Source organism: Desulforhabdus amnigena, assembly GCF_027925305.1.
Taxonomy (GTDB): Bacteria; Desulfobacterota; Syntrophobacteria; order Syntrophobacterales; family Syntrophobacteraceae; genus Desulforhabdus; species Desulforhabdus amnigena.
Genome location: NZ_BSDR01000001.1, coordinates 2,222,209 through 2,238,834 on the forward strand (window position 1 = coordinate 2,222,209; position 16,626 = coordinate 2,238,834).

Genomic DNA, 16,626 nt, shown 5'->3' on the forward strand with positions numbered 1-16,626 from the left:
ACGGCATCTATTTCTTTTTCTTGGTGTCATTCATGAGAGCCAAAACGAAATCGTTGATATCGTCGATACTTGGAATTTCATTTTTTATCTTATGCGGTTCTTCGGATTTATCCGGACTTCCGGTAGAATACTGTTGATTTTCACTTTCCAGGAAGAAGTCGAGGTCGTCATCATCGAGGACGAGTTCCAAGAGATCTCCGTCGCCGATTTCCATTCCCATTGCATTAGGACTTTCAGTCTCAAGACTGAAATCGCTCAACCCTTCGGAATCTGAAAGTTTCTGAAGACGTTCCGCCCCCTTTGCGACCTCCGGATCGCTTTCGGGTTCATCGTTCAACTCCAGGCTGAGATCGAGGAATTCTTTCGATTCCGGCAATTTCTGAAAACGTTCCACTGAGTCTGCGGGTTCCGATTCGGGCGCAATTTCCAGTTCCCGCCCCAGATCCATCTCTAGGGTCAAAGAATCTTCCACGGACTCTTTGCTGCCCTCCTTTATCCCGTCCGGGACTTCCATTGCCAGGAGGGTCTCTTCCTGCAGATCGATCGTCAATTCGGGTTCTTCATCATGGGCGAGTACCATTTCAGGAGTGGCTTCAGGAGAGACATCAGCGACAGGATCATTCGCAACGGGCTCAGAGGCGACGGGCTGTAGTACTTCCTCAGGCGCGATTTCCGTGAAATCCATATCCGCATCGAACTGGATTTCCTCATTTTCAGATTCGGAGAAGGCACTCAGAGGCTTTGCATCCTCGATATCTGCAGGCTCATTTTTTTCCCCCAAAAACTCGTCATATTCCTTGAGGAGAGGCCCTAAAAGAAAGGGAACGGCAGGGCGCACGGGCAACAATCCCAATCCGTCTCTTACGACAGTCAAATCGATGCCGCACTTCTTGCATTCGGACAGATAGTCAAAACTTACAAAACCACACTTGTTGCATTTCATTTTAGCTGCTCCCCGATTGATCCGCCGAAATCCCCCCACAGCAGTTGGACTGCCGAAACGATGGCTACCGCAGCCGTTTCAAAGCGCAGAATCCTCGGCCCCAAATGCACGAAATCGAAATCGGCCTTTCTGAACCGTTCCACTTCCTGGTCAGACCAACCCCCTTCGGGCCCAATGACCGTCATTACTTGTTTGCAGACAGGGACGGAATGGGTGAGGGCCAAGAGGTTTTTCTCCGCCTTCGACTCAAGGGCGACAACCTTGATCCGCAGCCCTTCCTCCTTCTCCCAGCCGGGAACATACGCCAGGAGTTCTTCTATTTCAGACAAGACCATGATCTCAGGAATACGCGCCCTTCCGCACTGGCATAAAGCCTCTCGCGCAATTTTCAGCCATCTCTCATGTTTTTTTTCCGCCTGCGCCCCCCTCAGACCATACTGACTCCTGGCAGCCCTGAAAACCATAATACGGTTTACTCCCAATTCTGTTGCCTGACGGATCACCAATTCCATTCTATCCGACCGCGCAATGGCCACTGCAAGGGTAACCTTCAAAGGGGATTCATTGTGCAGAATCCGCCTTTCGAGCAGTCTCACCCGGATGGCTCCCCCCTTGATCTCCTCGATAACCCCCTCCCAGGCATGCCCCTCACCGTCTCGCAGCTCAATGCTGTCACCCGGCCTCGAACGCAGCACACTTTCGAGGTGGTGCACCGTTTCCCGCGGAAGAGAGACACATTCTTCACCATCGGAGAGGTTTGGCAAAAAGAAACACTTGCGAGTCATGATTCCGGAAAGTCCATCCCCGTTTATTCTCCTTTTCGGCACATAGCTTTTTCAGGCAAAATGCCCCAGATACCATCGAAAAAACTTCTCACCCCAAAATAGATAGGCGGTTGCCCCCAGAGAAAGAAAAGGCCCGAAAGGGACCATGGTATTCATCCCTTCACCGGATCGCCACATGGTCACAAAACCTACTATGGAGCCTGTCAGGGAAGAGACCAGTATGGTGAAAACCACGCCGGGCCATCCAATGAAGGCTCCGATCATACCCAGCAGTTTGATGTCGCCTACTCCCAGCCCTTCCCGGCGCCTGAAGTACCTGTACCCCACCGCGATCAGGCAAAAAAGACCTCCTCCGAGCAGCATGCCAAGCAATGAGTCCAACCACGAAATACGCATGCCGACAAAAGAAAGGCAAAACCCCAGGACAATACCCGGCAGGGACAAAACATCGGGAATGAGAAATGTATCCAAATCGATGAAAGCGATAATGAGCAGCAAGGAAACGAAAAGGAAATCGATCAAAAATTGCGCATCCATCCCCGACTTACGAAACAATAGGACCGCCAGAAGCCCAGTCAGCAACTCCACAGTTGGATAACGCAAAGAAATTGGGGTCTTGCAAAAACGGCATCTCCCCCTCAGCAGCAGATAGCTCAAGAGGGGAATATTGTCATAAAAGGCGATGGGGTGCCTGCAGTTTGGACAGCGGGAGCCCGGCTGAACAAGGGATTCTTTTGCGGGCAGCCGATGAATCACAACATTGTAAAAGCTTCCCAGGATACACCCAAAAACAAAGACAACCCCTTGCAGCGCTACAGATGGAATGGGAAAAGGCATATGCTGTTTCTTTCAATCACTCTGAGTCTCAACAGCCTCCGACTGCTCTTTTTCTTCATACTTGCAGGAAGTATTGGGACAGACGAGTTTGACTCCGCTGCGCTTACTGACCTTCTCAATGAGGACAGGGGAGCCGCATACAGGACAGGTCTTTTTCACCGGTTTTCCCCAGAAAACCGTCTTACATTCAGGATACTTGTTGCAGCCATAAAACCGACGTCCTCCTTTTCCAACGCGCTCCACGAGTTCGCCTGTACACCCTTCCCGGGGGCACGGGATTCCACTGCTTGGAGATCGAGTTGTTTTACATTCAGGATATCCACTGCAAGCAAGGAAAGTGCCATAGCGACCTCGTTTCAAAATCATAGGACGGCCGCACTTTTCACATGTCTCCCCTGTAGACGGCGTTTCTATCAACCTGACATTGCCCTTTGCATCCCTTTCATAATCGGAAGAGAAACTACATTCGGGATATCCACTGCAGGTAATGAAGGGCCCATTCCGGCTCCATCGGATATGCAATGGAAGGCCGCACTGAGGGCATTTGAGATCGGTGGGCCATCCCACACCCTTGAGATTGAGCATGTTGGTCTGCGCGGCCTCGAGGCTCTTGGAAAACTGGTCGTAAAACTCCTTCAGCAGTTTCAGATAAGGGTAATGTGCATTTTCTATTTCATCGAGGCTCTTTTCCATCTTGGCAGTGAATTCTACGTCCACGATATTGGGAAAGTTTTCGACCAACAGTCCATCGATGAGCCAGCCCAATTCACTGGGGTGAAGACGCTGTTTTTCCAGTCTCACATATTCCCTGTCCAAAATCGTCGATAAAATGGTCGCGTACGTACTGGGGCGCCCAATTCCCAGTTCCTCGAGTTCCTTGATAAGACTGGCTTCAGAAAATCGTGGAGGTGGCTGGGTGAAATGCTGTTTGGATTCAAGGCCCAATAAATTGACCGACTGTCCCTCGACAAGCTCCGGCAGATATCCTTCGTTTCCCTCAACAGCGTCACCATTTTCCTGACTTTCGACATAGAGAGTCATAAAACCGGGAAATTCAATCACGGATCCGGTCGTTCGGAAAATAAAATCGGCGGCAGAAATGTCGATGGTGGTTTGCGCAATGACAGCAGGCGACATCTGGCACGCAACAAAACGCTTCCAAATGAGAGTATAGAGATTGAGCTGCTCGCGAGTCAGATAGGGAGCCATCGATTCGGGTGTTCTGTTCACGTCTGTGGGGCGGATCGCTTCATGCGCATCCTGTGCACTGGATTTGCTTTTGTACACAGCAGGTTTTGAAGGAAGGTAATCTTTGCCCCAGTTGGCCTGGATATGCTCTCTTGCCGCCTGAACGGCATCCCCGGAAAGACGCGTTGAATCCGTACGCATATAGGTGATGAGTCCGACAGCCCCCTCCTCACCCACTTCAAGCCCCTCGTAGAGCTTCTGCGCGATACTCATTGTTTGTCTGGCGGAATAGCGGAGTTTGCGGGCCGCATCCTGTTGGAGGGTACTCGTTATGAAAGGGGGTGCAGGGTTTTTCTTGCGCTTTTTTCGCTCGACACTTTCCACAGTGTAGGACAGCGGACGCAAAATTTCCAAAAATTCATTCGCCTCATCTTCGTTGGAAATTTTACATTTCTTCTTTTTGCACTTGAAGAGTTGAGCGACAAAATTACGCGCAGACTCCCTGCCCTCTTTCGCCATGAACTGTGCATCGATGGTCCAGTACTCTTCGGGATCGAATTTCTGGATTTCTTTCTCGCGATCGCAAATCAGGCGCAAAGCTACGGATTGCACCCGCCCGGCGCTCAACCCACGCTTCACCTTCTCCCACAGGATGGGTGAAATAAGATATCCAACGAGCCTGTCCAGGATACGTCTCGCCTGTTGGGCTTCGTAAAGAGACTTGTTCAGTTCCTTGGGATGAGAGAGCGCTTCTGCAATTGCCTTCTGAGTCAGCTCATAAAAAAGGACCCTGTATAGGGGCTTGTCCTTCGCCCGAATCTCTTCGGCAATATGCCAGGCAATCGCCTCGCCTTCCCTGTCGGGGTCAGGCCCGAGGTAGATGGCATCCGCTTTGGATGCGGCATCATGCAGCTCATTGATCACCTTTTTTTTCCCACGTATTACCTGATACTCCGGCTTGAATTCATCCTCCAGATTTATACCGAGCTTGCTCTTCGGGAGATCCTTGATGTGGCCGACCGAAGCCATAACCATAAAATCTTTGCCTAGATAGCGCCCAAGCGTTTTAGCTTTTGTGGGAGACTCAACAATCAACAATGATTTCGACATGCGGGCAAAACCTCATTTCCTCTTTCAACAAGTCCCGTTACGAAAATGAACGAAATACATTCCGGGCAACTGTTTGATTATACCCTTGAGTTCAAGAGACAGTAAACTGGCCGTCACCTGGGCAACAGGCCAAGACAAGGATCGACAAATGTCGTCGATATGACGGGGACTTTCATCGAGAGACTTCAAAAGCAAGTCTTCGTCCCGGGACAGTTGCGGCTTTGGAGCCATGGGACGCTCTTGCCCGGAGTCGGAAATCCAACTGGGTCGAATGAGGGGACGAATCTCCTCCAGAACATCTTCGGCACTCTCGACCAGTTTAGCCCCTTCCTTCAACAACCGATGAGGCCCCTCACTCCTGTAATGACGCGCTATTCCAGGAACGGCAAATACCTCTCGCCCCTGTTCGAGAGCCATCCGCGCCGTTATGAGAGAACCACTGCGGTGCGCAGCCTCTACAACGACCACACCCAGGGCCAGGCCGCTTATGATTCTGTTTCGCTGGGGAAAGTGTCCCGGTGCAGGTGGAGTCTGAAGAGGAAATTCGGTCATCAAAGCTCCGGATGCAGCAATATCCTTTCGCAACCCCGAGTTGACCTGGGGGTATTCTATATCCAATCCGCATCCCAGCACCGCAAGGGTGCGCCCATTGCCCTTCAGAGCTCCTCGATGGGCGGCGCTGTCAATGCCGACGGCGAGTCCGCTGACAATCGTTACCCCGTACTGCGCCAAATCCATACTCAGCTTTTCAGTGAAGGCCATTCCCATGGGAGAAGCCGCTCTTGAGCCCACTATAGCGATGGAGACAAGATCCCTGGGTTCGATTCTCCCCCGCACGAAAAGAGCAACGGGAGGATCTGGTATATTCGCAAGATTGACCGGATAATCCGGATCTCCCAGGCACAGCATTCGAATGCCTTCGTTTTTGAGACAATCCCATTCCATCCGGGGAGCCCGGATCACATTTCTTCTCAAAAGCGCCTGTTTGGCCTTGTCCCTGAGTCCCGGAACCGCATCGATGTCCTGAGCTGAAGCCCTCAAGACAGCAGTGGGGGACCCAAAATGCCTTACCAATCGCAAAATCGACCTGTTCCCCAGGTCTGCGATCAGCTTGAGAGTGAGCCACGCGATTCTTTCCGGTTCGCTGAAGTGTAAATTGTCTTCGGTCTGCATATTCATTCAACTGAAAGGGTTCTGGCCATCCATCCGGCTCGCGGCCTTCCGATTCTTTGATCCTGCTTGCTTTTTAAATCTATGGAATGTTAAGTACAGGTGACTTTAAGATTTGTCAAATCGATGATAATGATTTTTCGGAATGAAGTAAATCTGTGATCTGAGCCAAATAGGTCCTTGAGTCCCTTATGAATCGATGCGTCCAGCCCACCATGCGGCAAAAACGAGCACAAGCATCCCCCGGTAAACCCGAACTCCTGGCCCCTGCCGGAAGTCTTGAAAAATGCAAAATCGCATACCTCTACGGCGCAGATGCCGTCTATGTGGGAGGCAAAGAATACAGCCTGCGGGCATTTGCAACCAACTTCACCCGCGATGAGCTTGCAGCCGCATCCCGGCTCGCGCATGAATCCGGTAAAAAGCTTTACGTTACAGTCAACACTTTTGCCCGCCAGTCCGATCTCGAAAGCCTTCCCTCATACCTCCAGTATCTCCAGGAGATCCAGGTTGATGCCCTCATCGTCAGCGATCCGGGAGTCATCCTCCTCTGCAGGGCACACGCCCCCACCATTCCTATCCATCTCAGTACCCAGGCCAATACAACAAATGCTCTGAGTGTACTCTTCTGGAAAAATCAGGGGATCAGCCGCATCAACCTTGCCCGCGAACTTTCCATAGATGAAATCAAAAGCATTCGTACCGAGACCTCCATCGAGCTCGAAATTTTCGTACATGGAGCCATGTGCGTTTCCTATTCCGGAAGATGTCTTCTCAGCGCGTTTCTCAATGACAGGAGCGCTAACCGGGGACTTTGCACCCAGCCTTGCCGCTGGTCATACCGATTGGTGGAAGAAAAGCGGCCCGGGCAATACTTTCCCATCGCCGAAGATACTCATGGTTCATATATTTTTAATTCTAAAGATTTGTGCCTTTTGCAAGAGATGGGCCTTCTCATGTCCCTTGGAATAGAAGCATTCAAGATCGAAGGAAGAATGAAGGGTGTTCTATATCTCGCGAGCGTAGTTCGTGCATATCGTCAGGCAATTGACGCCTACTGGCAAGATCCGGACAGTTATACGGCCAAAGAGGAATGGCGCCTGGACCTGGAACACGTCAGCCACCGTCCGTACAGCAAAGGGCTCTTGTTTCCCGAAGATCATGCTTTACACCAGGGGAGCGACGAGTCCAACCCCTACTGCCAGACTCATACGCTCGCCGGCATCGTTCGCGAACACTCCCTGCCCCAACATCCCCTATCGATCTATCCCGAAGAGGAACAATCCCTTTGGGTCAGGGTTGAGGTCCGAAGCAGGATTGTTGCAGGCATGACGCTCGAGTTTCTCTACCCCGATGGGAGGACGATGGAGCACACTTTAAACTACTTCGAGGACTTGGCTGCTACCCCCCTTCGTGTTGCCCAACCCAACACAATGATAACTTTTCCTGTTCCTTTCACTGTATTTCCCTTGCAGGTCATTCGCATGGAGCAGCCGGCCGGAAGCTCTGCCCAGAAGTAAGGGAGTTGGCGGATTCCAGTATCCCGTTATTCACCACGGAGCCACAGAGATCACGGAGGAATCCCGTAAGAATTCCAAAATCTTCTCCGTGCCCTCCGTGCCTCCGTGGTAAATAGGGATTTCAAGAGCGACTCACTCCCTAAGTACCCCAACGCACTAATTACGCGGCCATTTGCACGGATTTTGGAGCGAACTTGGCCACGAGCTTTGTTTTCGTATAGGTCCACTTTATGGGTTTTGGATGTCTGTTGAGCTCATCAAAGTAACCCATAAGCATTTGTGAAAGCTCCTTTTTGTCGTTGAAGTCGTTGGGAGTGAGTACATCCCTTGTAACCTTACTGAAGATGATCTCAACCTGATCGAGCCAACTGGCATATGTGGGAAGCCAGTAGATACGAACATTAAAAGAAAGGTTGAGAGAAGCAATCCATTTGCCCAGTTGTTTGGGTGCATGCGTAGAGCCATTGTCCAGAATGAGATCAATAACCTTGAATCCCTTGACAATGGCTGAAGAAAAGAAACTCAGAAGAAAGGTTTTGAACTCCGCGAAGCGCTTGCGAGCGAAGGTACGGGCGAAGGTGATTCCATTGGCGACGATAAGAGCACAAAACAGCTGTAATGCTCCCATCCGTTTGTATCGGGATGCCACGTGAACGGGGTGTTCGGCTATGGCGGGTTTGGTCTCGTGAAGAGGTCTTCTTGCTTGAATGGAGGTCTTCTCATCGATACAAACGGAAGCTTCACCCTGCTGGAACAACTGGGGAGCGTTCTCATAGAGATCCAGGACTGGAGACGCTTTCTCAACGAATTTTGGATCAGGAGATTTTTGCCATAGATGATATTGCCAGGGTTTGATCTTGTCCTGTTTCAGCCAAAGACGAATAGTGCTCGGGGCAATGTGGCTGACGATTCCTTTTTCTTTGGCGACTTGACAAAGCTTCTCTCCAGACCAGCGTTGCCATGGCTTGCCATGATCACACGGTTTCGAACAGGCCAACAAGGTGATCTGAGCCCTCACGGCAGAAGGATGCTTTCTTGGGGCTCCGGGTCGGGGGTGGTTTTTGAGGCTACCTTCATTGACCCATCTGTTGCGGAACTTCTTAACGGTGGATGGCCTGCATCCGACTTCATCAGCGATCTGCCGGATGCTCCATTCCGGGTGCTCATGCGATAGGAGGAGGATACGAGCCCTTACAACCTCCGCATAGGGTTTTGTGTAGCTCACTCTCAGATGTTTCAATACTTTCCGTTTCTCTGGAGGAATGTAGATGCAGTATTTGTGTTGAGGTCCAGGCATGGTTGTACTCCTCTCCTGTTTGTTGCCTTCTTATTTAATTTTAACATGCCTGGAACCTCTTAGGTTCTGTTGACATTTGGGTTCTAATTAATAGATGTCAACAGCACTACTACAAGATGAAACATGGTTGAAGATCCTCCAATTCCTTCGCTCCTGTGTGGATGTTTACGTAGGAGAAGAAGGTGATTGCCGTCTTTTCATTGAGGCACTCCTTTGGATTACACGAAGTGGTGCTCAGTGGAGACTGCTCCCGGAGAAATTCGGTAACTGGAACAGTGTCTATAAACGATTCGCCCGCTGGTGTAACAAGGGTATCTTCTCCAGAATGCACGAGCACTTCATAGATGATCCCGATATGGAGAACTTCATGTTTGACAGCACCATTGTTCGTGCCCATCCCTGTGCTGCCGGAGCCCTCAAAAGATCCGGTGGACAAGAGACACAGGCTCTCGGGCGCAGCCGAGGAGGTTTTTCCACCAAGATCCACGTAGCGGTAGATGGCTTGGGAAATCCCCTGAGGTTCATTCTCACTCCCGGTCAGAAGAGTGACATCGAACAGGGACCGGCTCTTATCGAGGGCTTCACCTTCGCTCATGCACTGGGAGACAAGGGCTATGATTCGGATGCCTTCGTCCAGGCGATCACCCAATCTGGAGCTACTGCTGTGATTCCACCCCGGTCCAATCGCAAAGAGCCCCGCGAATACGACCAATGCCGCTACCGCGAACGACATCTGATCGAGTGCTTTATGAGCAAGATCAAACATTTCAGACGCATTTTCTCCAGATTCGACAAGCTCGACAGAAGCTTCTTGGGCTTTCTTGGCTTTGTCGCAGCTCTCATCTGGTTGAGGTGAAATGTCAACAGAACCTAGGGTTGAACAAATCTGGTTGCGTAATTATCGCGCTGGAGTACTAAGCATGCGGTCCCCATGGCTAAAAAGGGTGCGTACCCGCTATCAACAAAATGGCCGGGCATACTCCTTTTCAGGAACCCGGCCATACATACGCGAGAACGCTCTTAAAAACGCAGGTGCGATTCTGCGGGCGATCTATCTCAACTATCTTGATTCAATCACTTTTTGCTACTTGTCGATCCCTTCTTTTTCTTCTTTCCAGCGGATTTTTCCTTTTCCGTTTTCGCTTTGCCCTTTGTGGCTCTCGGTTTCTTGGCGGTGCCCGCTTTCTTGACAGCCTTTTTTGCCGGTTTTTCCTCTACCTCCGGCACCTGCTCAGCCTTCAGCTCCTCCTCCCCAGCCTCAACCGAGGGAACCTCTTCAGCAGCTGCAACCTCCTCGGCCTCAAAGGCGATTCCCGTTTCAGGAATCTCTTCAATCAGGGGAGCCTTCTCAACACTCAGCTCAGGTCCTTCAAGGGTGGTCTCTACAGGAGGAACCTCAATCTCAGGGGCCTCACCTTCAACAGCAGCCTCCTCTTCACCGAGCGGGGCTTCCGCAACGGGTGCCTCAGGTTCGGATACCAGCTCCTCTTCTATCTTGACTTCTTCTGGAGGGGTCACAACCTCTTCTGCAACAAGAGAAGCCGCTTCGGGAGTGATTTCCGCCACCGACTCCGGAACCTGCCCAGCGGCAGGAAGTTCTACTTCTCCGGACACTTCCGGAGGGCCGGCAGCTGGCGCGACCGCCTCTTCCTCCATTGCCGCCTCTGCCTCTTCCACTGCAGGGCCCTTTTTGATCTCTTCTTCTATTATGGCAACTTCAACAGGAACGGATATCTGGACAGTTTCAGGGGCGGCCTTGGCAACGGTCTTTTCCTGCGGTTCCTTAACGGGCTCCGCAGCCAGAACAGGCTCTGCAACCTGCCCGGCCGCCTTTTTGGGTTCCGCCTCTAAACTAGCTTTTTTTTTTTCTGCACCGCGCTCTTTTGCGGGTTCAGCAGGAGGCGGTACTTCTTTGACAACCGCTCGAAACTCACTTTCGAAGTAGGTCACCGCACTGAGCACCGGCTGGCTGCTGGTTGAAGCAAAGTCGCAGTAAGGAGCATCTCGCATTGTCTCACAAAGTGTACGAACCTGTGCAAGATCCTCCGTGGTTCCTTCCCCCGAAACTATTCGCTCGAGACACTCACCCAGACGTTTTATCCCGATTCGGCACGGAGTACATTTCCCGCAGGAAAGACCCTCTTCAAAATCAAGGAAGTATTTGGCGACATCGACCATCGAAATCTGCTCATCGATGACGCCAATGAATCCCGTATCCCTTTCATAGTACACATCGCTTCGAAAGGATTGTTCAGGATTTATGGAAGCGAGCGGAAACAATATTCTGCCTTTGGCGAGGGTTTCCTTCACGATTTCAGGGACATCCTGTTTCTGAACCTTCAGGTAAAAGAACCCCTTCTGAGGAAAGCCTATAAAAGGGCCGTTTTTACAGGTTCCGGAACATCCCATTTTGGCGTTTCCAACCTTAATGTCGAGGCCTTCCTGCTTGATCTGATCCGTCAGCGCCTGCCGAATGGCATCACACTCACAAGAACATCCCTCCCTGGGAACACAGACTGTGACGCAAGGTTTGCTAGAATTCGGATCGCAAAAACTCTTTGCCTTTTTTGCGATTTTCGGTTGCGCTGCGGCAGGTGCAGCCTTTGCTGCAGGCTTCGATCTTTTCTTGGCCATCGGAATCCACGGATCATTTTTAAGTGCTTGAGTAAGTTCTTTAAATATACCCATAACGGCTCTCTTCCTTATCCAGCATGACAAACCTTGAAGCCGAATAGTCTACATAGTCCGGCAGTGAAACACCAGTCTTGGAAGCTCTATCCTTATAAGTCAAACCCTAGTAAGGAAGACTACGAGCAGCAGCTTCCGTCAGTGCTACAAACTTGTCAGGGAAAACCCCGAGATAAACACTCAATATTACCAGCACAAAGCTCATGGACCGGGTCCAGGCGTCAACACGAATCGCAGGATACGGCCGAACGGGTTCAAGCAGGTAGGCAGCTTTGATCACAATGAGATAGTAATACAGAGAAATCGTGGCGTTGACCATACCGATGATCACAAGGGCAAGGTAGCCCTTTTCCAGGGCAGCGGCAAAGACCAGGAATTTCCCCGTAAAACCGACCGTTGGTGGTATCCCCGCCAATCCGAACAGACCAAGCATCAGGGTCATGGCAAGCAACGGAGACCGTTTATGAAGTCCGGCCAATTCCTTGATCTGAAGATTGTGTCCATCGTCTGCGATTTTCATGATGACCATGAAAATCGAGTAATTCATGATCAAATAAGCTATCGCGTAATAAATGGCGCTCGCATACCCGCGCTCGGTCATGCTCAAGATACCCACAAGCATATACCCCGCATGAGCGATACTGGAATAAGCGAGAAGCCGCTTGATATCCTTTTGGATGATTGCGACAAGGTTGCCGAAGGTCATGGAGAGGATGGAAAGCGTAATCAGCACCTTGATAAAAACCGCACTCTCTCCGGCGGAGAATCCCACGAACCGAATCACCATCGCTGCAGCGGCCATCTTGGAAGCCGTGGCAATGAAGGTCGTGACCTGGTTGGCGGCACCCTGGTACACATCCGGAGCCCAACTGTGAAACGGAAACAGCGCCTGCTTGAAGAAAAAGCCGCACAAGGCGAGGACAAGCCCGGCAATTGCGGCCGGTTCGTTGATCACCTTCGGTAAAGCCTCCATGACTCCGGATACATACGTCGTCTTAGCCATGCCGAATATGAAACTGATACCGAAGATCATGAAAGCCGAAGCGGTAACCCCTACCATGAAATACTTGATTCCGGTCTCCACGAACTTGTTCGAATCGCTCCTCATGGGAACGAGCAGGAACAAGGTATAGGACGAAAGTTCGAGGGCCACATAGATGGTCAGCAGTTCCACCGCACTGACGAGCATCATCATGCCCAGTGTACAGATGAAGACAAGAAAATAGAATTCCGCATGCTGCCGCTCATCGATTCCCTTGAGCTCATTGCACGACGAAATCACCCAGAAGGTGCCCAGAGCCAGCAGCAGTTTAAATACTTGACTGAACAAATCGACCCGGTAGGCATCAAAAAAGACCATTCCATTTTGCCGCGCACAGAACACCGTCACCAAAACACCAATCCCGGCAAGGGTCACTGCAATCTTGTGCAGGCGTTTAGATGAGGCTTGTTTGCTGAGCGACAAAATGAAAAACACCAGGCCGCACAGAACAACATACAACTCAGGAATAAAAAGGACCCATTTCATCATCGCCACGTCTTCCCCTCACTTAGCCCTATAAGTTCCCAACAAATGGAACCACTGCACTTTGAATGACATCCAGCATCAGTTTTGGGAAAAATCCGAAAAACAGAATGATCCCTATCAAAATGATGCGCGGTGTCGCAAGAAACAATGGCACGTCAGGAATATGAGCCCATCGTTCATTCCTCTCGCCATAGAACGTCCTCTGCACAACCCGCAGCATAAAGAGCGCGCTGACGACCAACCCCGTAACAGCCAGAAGCCCACGAACCGGATAGGTCTTCACCGCTGCGACGAACACCATCAGTTCAGCCCAGAAACTCGCCATGCAGGGTACACCGATCCCGGCGAAAGCCGCCATAATGAAGAAGCTCGACGCAATCGGCATGGTCTTGGAAAGTCCTCCAAGATCCGGAATCATCTTGGTATGCGTCCGATCATAAATATAGCCGACCGAAGAGAAGAAAAGGGCCGTCATGACACCGTGAGCAAACATCTGGAAGACGGCCCCGTTGATGCCGTTGACGGTCATGGTCGAGAGTCCCAGGCCTACCATGCCCATGTGAGAGACGCTCGAATAACCGATGACATATTTGAGGTCCGTTTGGGCAAGGCCGACCAGGGCGCCGTAGACAATCGCTATCGTTGCAAGGAGTGCCATCAAGTCAGCCCAATAGACCAGACCTTCCGGACAGAGTGTCATGCCCAGCCTCAATATTCCATAAGCTCCCAGTTTCATCAGCACGCCGGCGTGAATCATACTCACGGCCGTAGGCGCCGCAACGTGGCCTACCGGAGACCAAGTATGGAACGGCCAGACAGCAGCAAGAATGCCGAAACCCACATAGAGCATCACAAAGGCGATCTTTTGCACCAGGGGACTGAACCCGATTCTCTGCAGTTCAAACAGATCGAAGGTCACCCCGCCCGCCTGTGCCCACAGATATAAAATGCCGGGCAAGATGAGGGCGCTCCCCGCGAGCAGATAGAGGGTGAGCTTCATGGCGCCATATTCCTTCCGGGTTCCACCCCATATCGCTATCAGGGGGTACATGGGAAAGAGAGAGACGTCATACCAAACGAAGATCCAGAAGAGGTCCATGGAAATGAAGACGCCATAGACACCGGCGACGAGGAGGAAAGTGAGAGCAAAAAACTCTTTTACCCGGACCTCGAGGTCCCACATCGTCCAGACGCCGGTAAAGAGAACCACGGCAGTGAGAAGGATCATGGGAAGATTGATTCCATCCACTGCGTTGAAGTAATAGATTCCAAGGCTCTTTACCCAGAGATAGCGCTCAACAAATTGCAAACCGCCTTTCTGCACGTCATAGGCCTGATAAAGCCACAATGCCAATATCAGACCAACACCTGCAAAGAAGAGGCTTACCTGTTTGACCAGTTTGGGTCGGTCATCCGGAATACAGAGAATGACCAGCAAGCCGACAATAGTTGACATCAAGATTGCCGTCAGGATAGGAAAATGTGCCATTTCCATCGAAGTCATAAGCAGTCCGTCCGCTACTCAGAAAGTGGGTTAATTCTTAATTGCCCTTTCACGTCTATCTTTCAAAACTGATCTTAGATCAGGAAATATAGAACCACCAAGCCAACCGCAGCCACCATAACAAGCAGATTGTATTGCAGCATGCCGGACTGCAGAAAGCTGAACAGACGACCGCCAGCGACGGTGAAAAAGCATATGCCGTCGATCCCGCCGTCGATTACACGCCTGTCATTTCGGGTAAAGGCATTGGTGAGACCTCCATACACAACATTGTCCAGCGACTTTCTCAGGAAATCATCCATATACCAGCGTCTGGCAAAAAGCTCTTCAACTCTTGGAAATCTATACAGAAAACCTTTCTGCTCGGCACCTCTCTTGCCAAATTCCATCCATGCCCACAGAATTCCAGTCAACGCACAACCCACGGCAGTAAACAATAAAATGTAATGGCCGGCTCCATGACCCGCCGCAGCATGCGCTCCCTCGGCACCCTCGTGCATCGCAGCCGCATGCTGAGCAACGGCTTGAACGGTACTGCTCGGTCCCATCAGGAAATGTTCCAGAGAGGATTGGAAAAATCCCAACACGACGGTGACACTGGCAAGAACCATGACGGGCACTGCCATGCACCAGAAGATGTATCCATGGTGCTCGCCCCCGTGTTCTTCGTGTCCGTGGGCCTCTTCTCCATGGTGAGCGGGATGCTCTTCAATACCCCCCTTGGGAAATACGACAAAGAAAATGAGGCGGAAGCTGTAGTAGGCAGTCATGAGAGCGCCGAGAAGGCCCGCAAAAAGCCAAATCTTGTTGGGTGAGTTGGCCAACGCCCCGAGAATCGCTTCCTTGCTGAAAAATCCTGAAAAGGGGAACACTCCGGAAAGAGCCAGGGCGCCTATGGACATGCAGACGATGGGGATGCGGAGATTTCGCCCCCCCTGCTTCCCGATGATGCGCATATCATTGGTATGATATTCATGGATGAAGATGCCGGAGCAAAGGAAGAGCAAGGCCTTGAAACCGGCATGGGTCGTCAGGTGGAAAACACCCGCAAAATATCCACCCGCGGCCAGGCCCATGACCATGAATCCCAGCTGGCTGACCGTGGAGTACGCCCAGACCTGCTTCAAGTCATAAGTAGCCATGGCCATGGTGGATGCCAGAAGCATGGTGACCGTTCCGATGGTGAGGGCAACGGTCATGGCGTCCGGAGAGGATGCGAAAAAGGGAAATATGCGGCTGAACATGTAAACGCCGGCCGCAACCATCGTTGCAGAGTGGAGCAACGCGCTGACGGGGGTGGGGCCTTCCATGGCATCGGGCAACCAGGTGAGGAGCGGGAACTGGGCGCTCTTACCGATGACACCGCAGAAAATCAGCAATCCAGAAACGGTGACGAGAATATTGGGAAGGAGATGCATCTTGCCCGCTTCACACAAATCGAGGATATTGAGGTTTCCATATCCTACGACCAGTATCAGAAGCCCCATCAGAAACCCGAGATCGGCAAAGCGGGTCATTACAAAGGCCTTCTTGCCCGCCTGAGAAGCACTGTACTTCTCGTAATAGAAGCCGATGAGCAGATACGATGCCAAGCCGACCAGCTCCCAGAAGATAAACAGTTGAAACATACTGGGAGCAATGACCATGTTCATCATGGCCCAGGCGAAAAGCGACTGGAACGCATAATACCGGGTAAAGCCCGGGTCCCCCGCCATATAGCCCAGCGAATAAATCTGCACGAGCAAACTGATGGTGGCCACGATCATCAGCATCAGCAAGCTCAGAGGATCGAGCAGGTATCCAAACGGGATAAGAACCTCATCTGCCAACAACCAGGCCGTCTGGTATTCAACAGGGGCACCAGCGTGAAAAAGCCTGGCGAGCAGAAATGCCGCACATATAAAAGAAACACTCACAGCGCTGATGGAAATGCTGCAGGAAAGGCGAGTGTTTGCCCGCGTAAATATCAAGATGACCGCCATCGAAAGGAGTGGCAGGCCCGTACCCAAAGCTACCGCTAGTAAGACCGGATCTTTAAAAAGCCAACTCATAAACT

Annotated in this window: 12 protein-coding genes; 2 read left to right on the forward strand and 10 right to left on the reverse strand. The window is 51.3% G+C overall.

Annotated elements, in window-relative coordinates; genetic code table 11:
• Window positions 1–7 precede the first annotated feature (7 nt).
• The 5 genes from QMG16_RS09505 to dprA are packed head-to-tail and all read right to left on the reverse strand — an operon-like array spanning window position 8 to window position 6,036.
• A complete protein-coding gene (locus QMG16_RS09505) occupies window positions 8–943 on the reverse strand; it encodes a hypothetical protein (protein WP_281793762.1) in 936 nt (311 codons plus the stop codon).
• Window positions 940–1,728, reverse strand: coding sequence for a 16S rRNA (uracil(1498)-N(3))-methyltransferase (locus QMG16_RS09510; protein WP_281793764.1), 789 nt, complete (start codon window positions 1,726–1,728; stop codon window positions 940–942). Before QMG16_RS09510 ends, QMG16_RS09505 begins: the two co-directional genes overlap by 4 nt.
• Window positions 1,729–1,779: 51 nt before the next feature.
• On the reverse strand, window positions 1,780–2,565 hold the full coding sequence (locus QMG16_RS09515; RefSeq protein ID WP_281793766.1) for a prepilin peptidase: 786 nt from the start codon (window positions 2,563–2,565) through the stop codon (window positions 1,780–1,782).
• A gap of 12 nt (window positions 2,566–2,577) precedes the next feature.
• On the reverse strand, window positions 2,578–4,863 hold the full coding sequence (topA, locus tag QMG16_RS09520; protein WP_281793767.1) for a type I DNA topoisomerase: 2,286 nt from the start codon (window positions 4,861–4,863) through the stop codon (window positions 2,578–2,580).
• A 24-nt stretch (window positions 4,864–4,887) separates the two neighbouring features.
• Window positions 4,888–6,036, reverse strand: coding sequence for a DNA-processing protein DprA (dprA, locus tag QMG16_RS09525; RefSeq protein WP_281793769.1), 1,149 nt, complete (start codon window positions 6,034–6,036; stop codon window positions 4,888–4,890).
• A gap of 188 nt (window positions 6,037–6,224) precedes the next feature.
• Here dprA and QMG16_RS09530 point away from each other — a divergent pair, with 188 nt between their 5' ends.
• Window positions 6,225–7,553, forward strand: a complete 1,329-nt coding sequence (locus QMG16_RS09530; protein ID WP_281793771.1) for a peptidase U32 family protein — start codon at window positions 6,225–6,227, stop codon at window positions 7,551–7,553.
• Window positions 7,554–7,713: 160 nt separating this feature from the next.
• On the opposite strand, the gene QMG16_RS09535 is transcribed toward QMG16_RS09530, so the two are convergent.
• On the reverse strand, window positions 7,714–8,850 hold the full coding sequence (locus QMG16_RS09535) for an IS630 family transposase (protein ID WP_281792982.1): 1,137 nt from the start codon (window positions 8,848–8,850) through the stop codon (window positions 7,714–7,716).
• 94 nt (window positions 8,851–8,944) lie between these two features.
• Here QMG16_RS09535 and QMG16_RS09540 point away from each other — a divergent pair, with 94 nt between their 5' ends.
• On the forward strand, window positions 8,945–9,706 hold the full coding sequence (locus QMG16_RS09540) for an IS5 family transposase (protein ID WP_281792066.1): 762 nt from the start codon (window positions 8,945–8,947) through the stop codon (window positions 9,704–9,706).
• Window positions 9,707–9,924: 218 nt separating this feature from the next.
• Here QMG16_RS09540 and QMG16_RS09545 read toward each other — a convergent pair whose 3' ends face one another.
• The 4 genes from QMG16_RS09545 to QMG16_RS09560 all read right to left on the reverse strand — a co-directional run bounded on the left by QMG16_RS09545 (window position 9,925) and on the right by QMG16_RS09560 (window position 16,621).
• On the reverse strand, window positions 9,925–11,484 hold the full coding sequence (locus tag QMG16_RS09545) for an NADH-ubiquinone oxidoreductase-F iron-sulfur binding region domain-containing protein (RefSeq protein ID WP_281793772.1): 1,560 nt from the start codon (window positions 11,482–11,484) through the stop codon (window positions 9,925–9,927).
• Between the two features lie 160 nt (window positions 11,485–11,644).
• On the reverse strand, window positions 11,645–13,069 hold the full coding sequence (locus tag QMG16_RS09550) for an NADH-quinone oxidoreductase subunit N (protein ID WP_281793774.1): 1,425 nt from the start codon (window positions 13,067–13,069) through the stop codon (window positions 11,645–11,647).
• A 25-nt stretch (window positions 13,070–13,094) separates the two neighbouring features.
• Window positions 13,095–14,555, reverse strand: a complete 1,461-nt coding sequence (locus tag QMG16_RS09555; RefSeq protein WP_281793775.1) for a complex I subunit 4 family protein — start codon at window positions 14,553–14,555, stop codon at window positions 13,095–13,097.
• Window positions 14,556–14,644: 89 nt separating this feature from the next.
• On the reverse strand, window positions 14,645–16,621 hold the full coding sequence (locus tag QMG16_RS09560) for an NADH-quinone oxidoreductase subunit 5 family protein (RefSeq protein ID WP_281793776.1): 1,977 nt from the start codon (window positions 16,619–16,621) through the stop codon (window positions 14,645–14,647).
• Between the last annotated feature and the right edge of the window lie 5 nt (window positions 16,622–16,626).

Bases quoted from the DNA above. Each gene is read 5' to 3' on its own strand.
- QMG16_RS09510 (WP_281793764.1), bottom strand. From the start codon at position 1,728: ATGACTCGCAAGTGTTTCTTTTTGCCAAACCTCTCCGATGGTGAAGAA.
- QMG16_RS09535 (WP_281792982.1), bottom strand. From the start codon at position 8,850: ATGCCTGGACCTCAACACAAATACTGCATCTACATTCCTCCAGAGAAA.
- QMG16_RS09550 (WP_281793774.1), bottom strand. From the start codon at position 13,069: ATGATGAAATGGGTCCTTTTTATTCCTGAGTTGTATGTTGTTCTGTGC.
- topA (WP_281793767.1), bottom strand. From the start codon at position 4,863: ATGTCGAAATCATTGTTGATTGTTGAGTCTCCCACAAAAGCTAAAACG.
- QMG16_RS09545 (WP_281793772.1), bottom strand. From the start codon at position 11,484: ATGGCCAAGAAAAGATCGAAGCCTGCAGCAAAGGCTGCACCTGCCGCA.
- QMG16_RS09540 (WP_281792066.1), top strand. From the start codon at position 8,945: ATGTCAACAGCACTACTACAAGATGAAACATGGTTGAAGATCCTCCAA.
- dprA (WP_281793769.1), bottom strand. From the start codon at position 6,036: ATGCAGACCGAAGACAATTTACACTTCAGCGAACCGGAAAGAATCGCG.
- QMG16_RS09530 (WP_281793771.1), top strand. From the start codon at position 6,225: ATGAATCGATGCGTCCAGCCCACCATGCGGCAAAAACGAGCACAAGCA.
- QMG16_RS09555 (WP_281793775.1), bottom strand. From the start codon at position 14,555: ATGGCACATTTTCCTATCCTGACGGCAATCTTGATGTCAACTATTGTC.
- QMG16_RS09505 (WP_281793762.1), bottom strand. From the start codon at position 943: ATGAAATGCAACAAGTGTGGTTTTGTAAGTTTTGACTATCTGTCCGAA.
- QMG16_RS09560 (WP_281793776.1), bottom strand. From the start codon at position 16,621: ATGAGTTGGCTTTTTAAAGATCCGGTCTTACTAGCGGTAGCTTTGGGT.
- QMG16_RS09515 (WP_281793766.1), bottom strand. From the start codon at position 2,565: ATGCCTTTTCCCATTCCATCTGTAGCGCTGCAAGGGGTTGTCTTTGTT.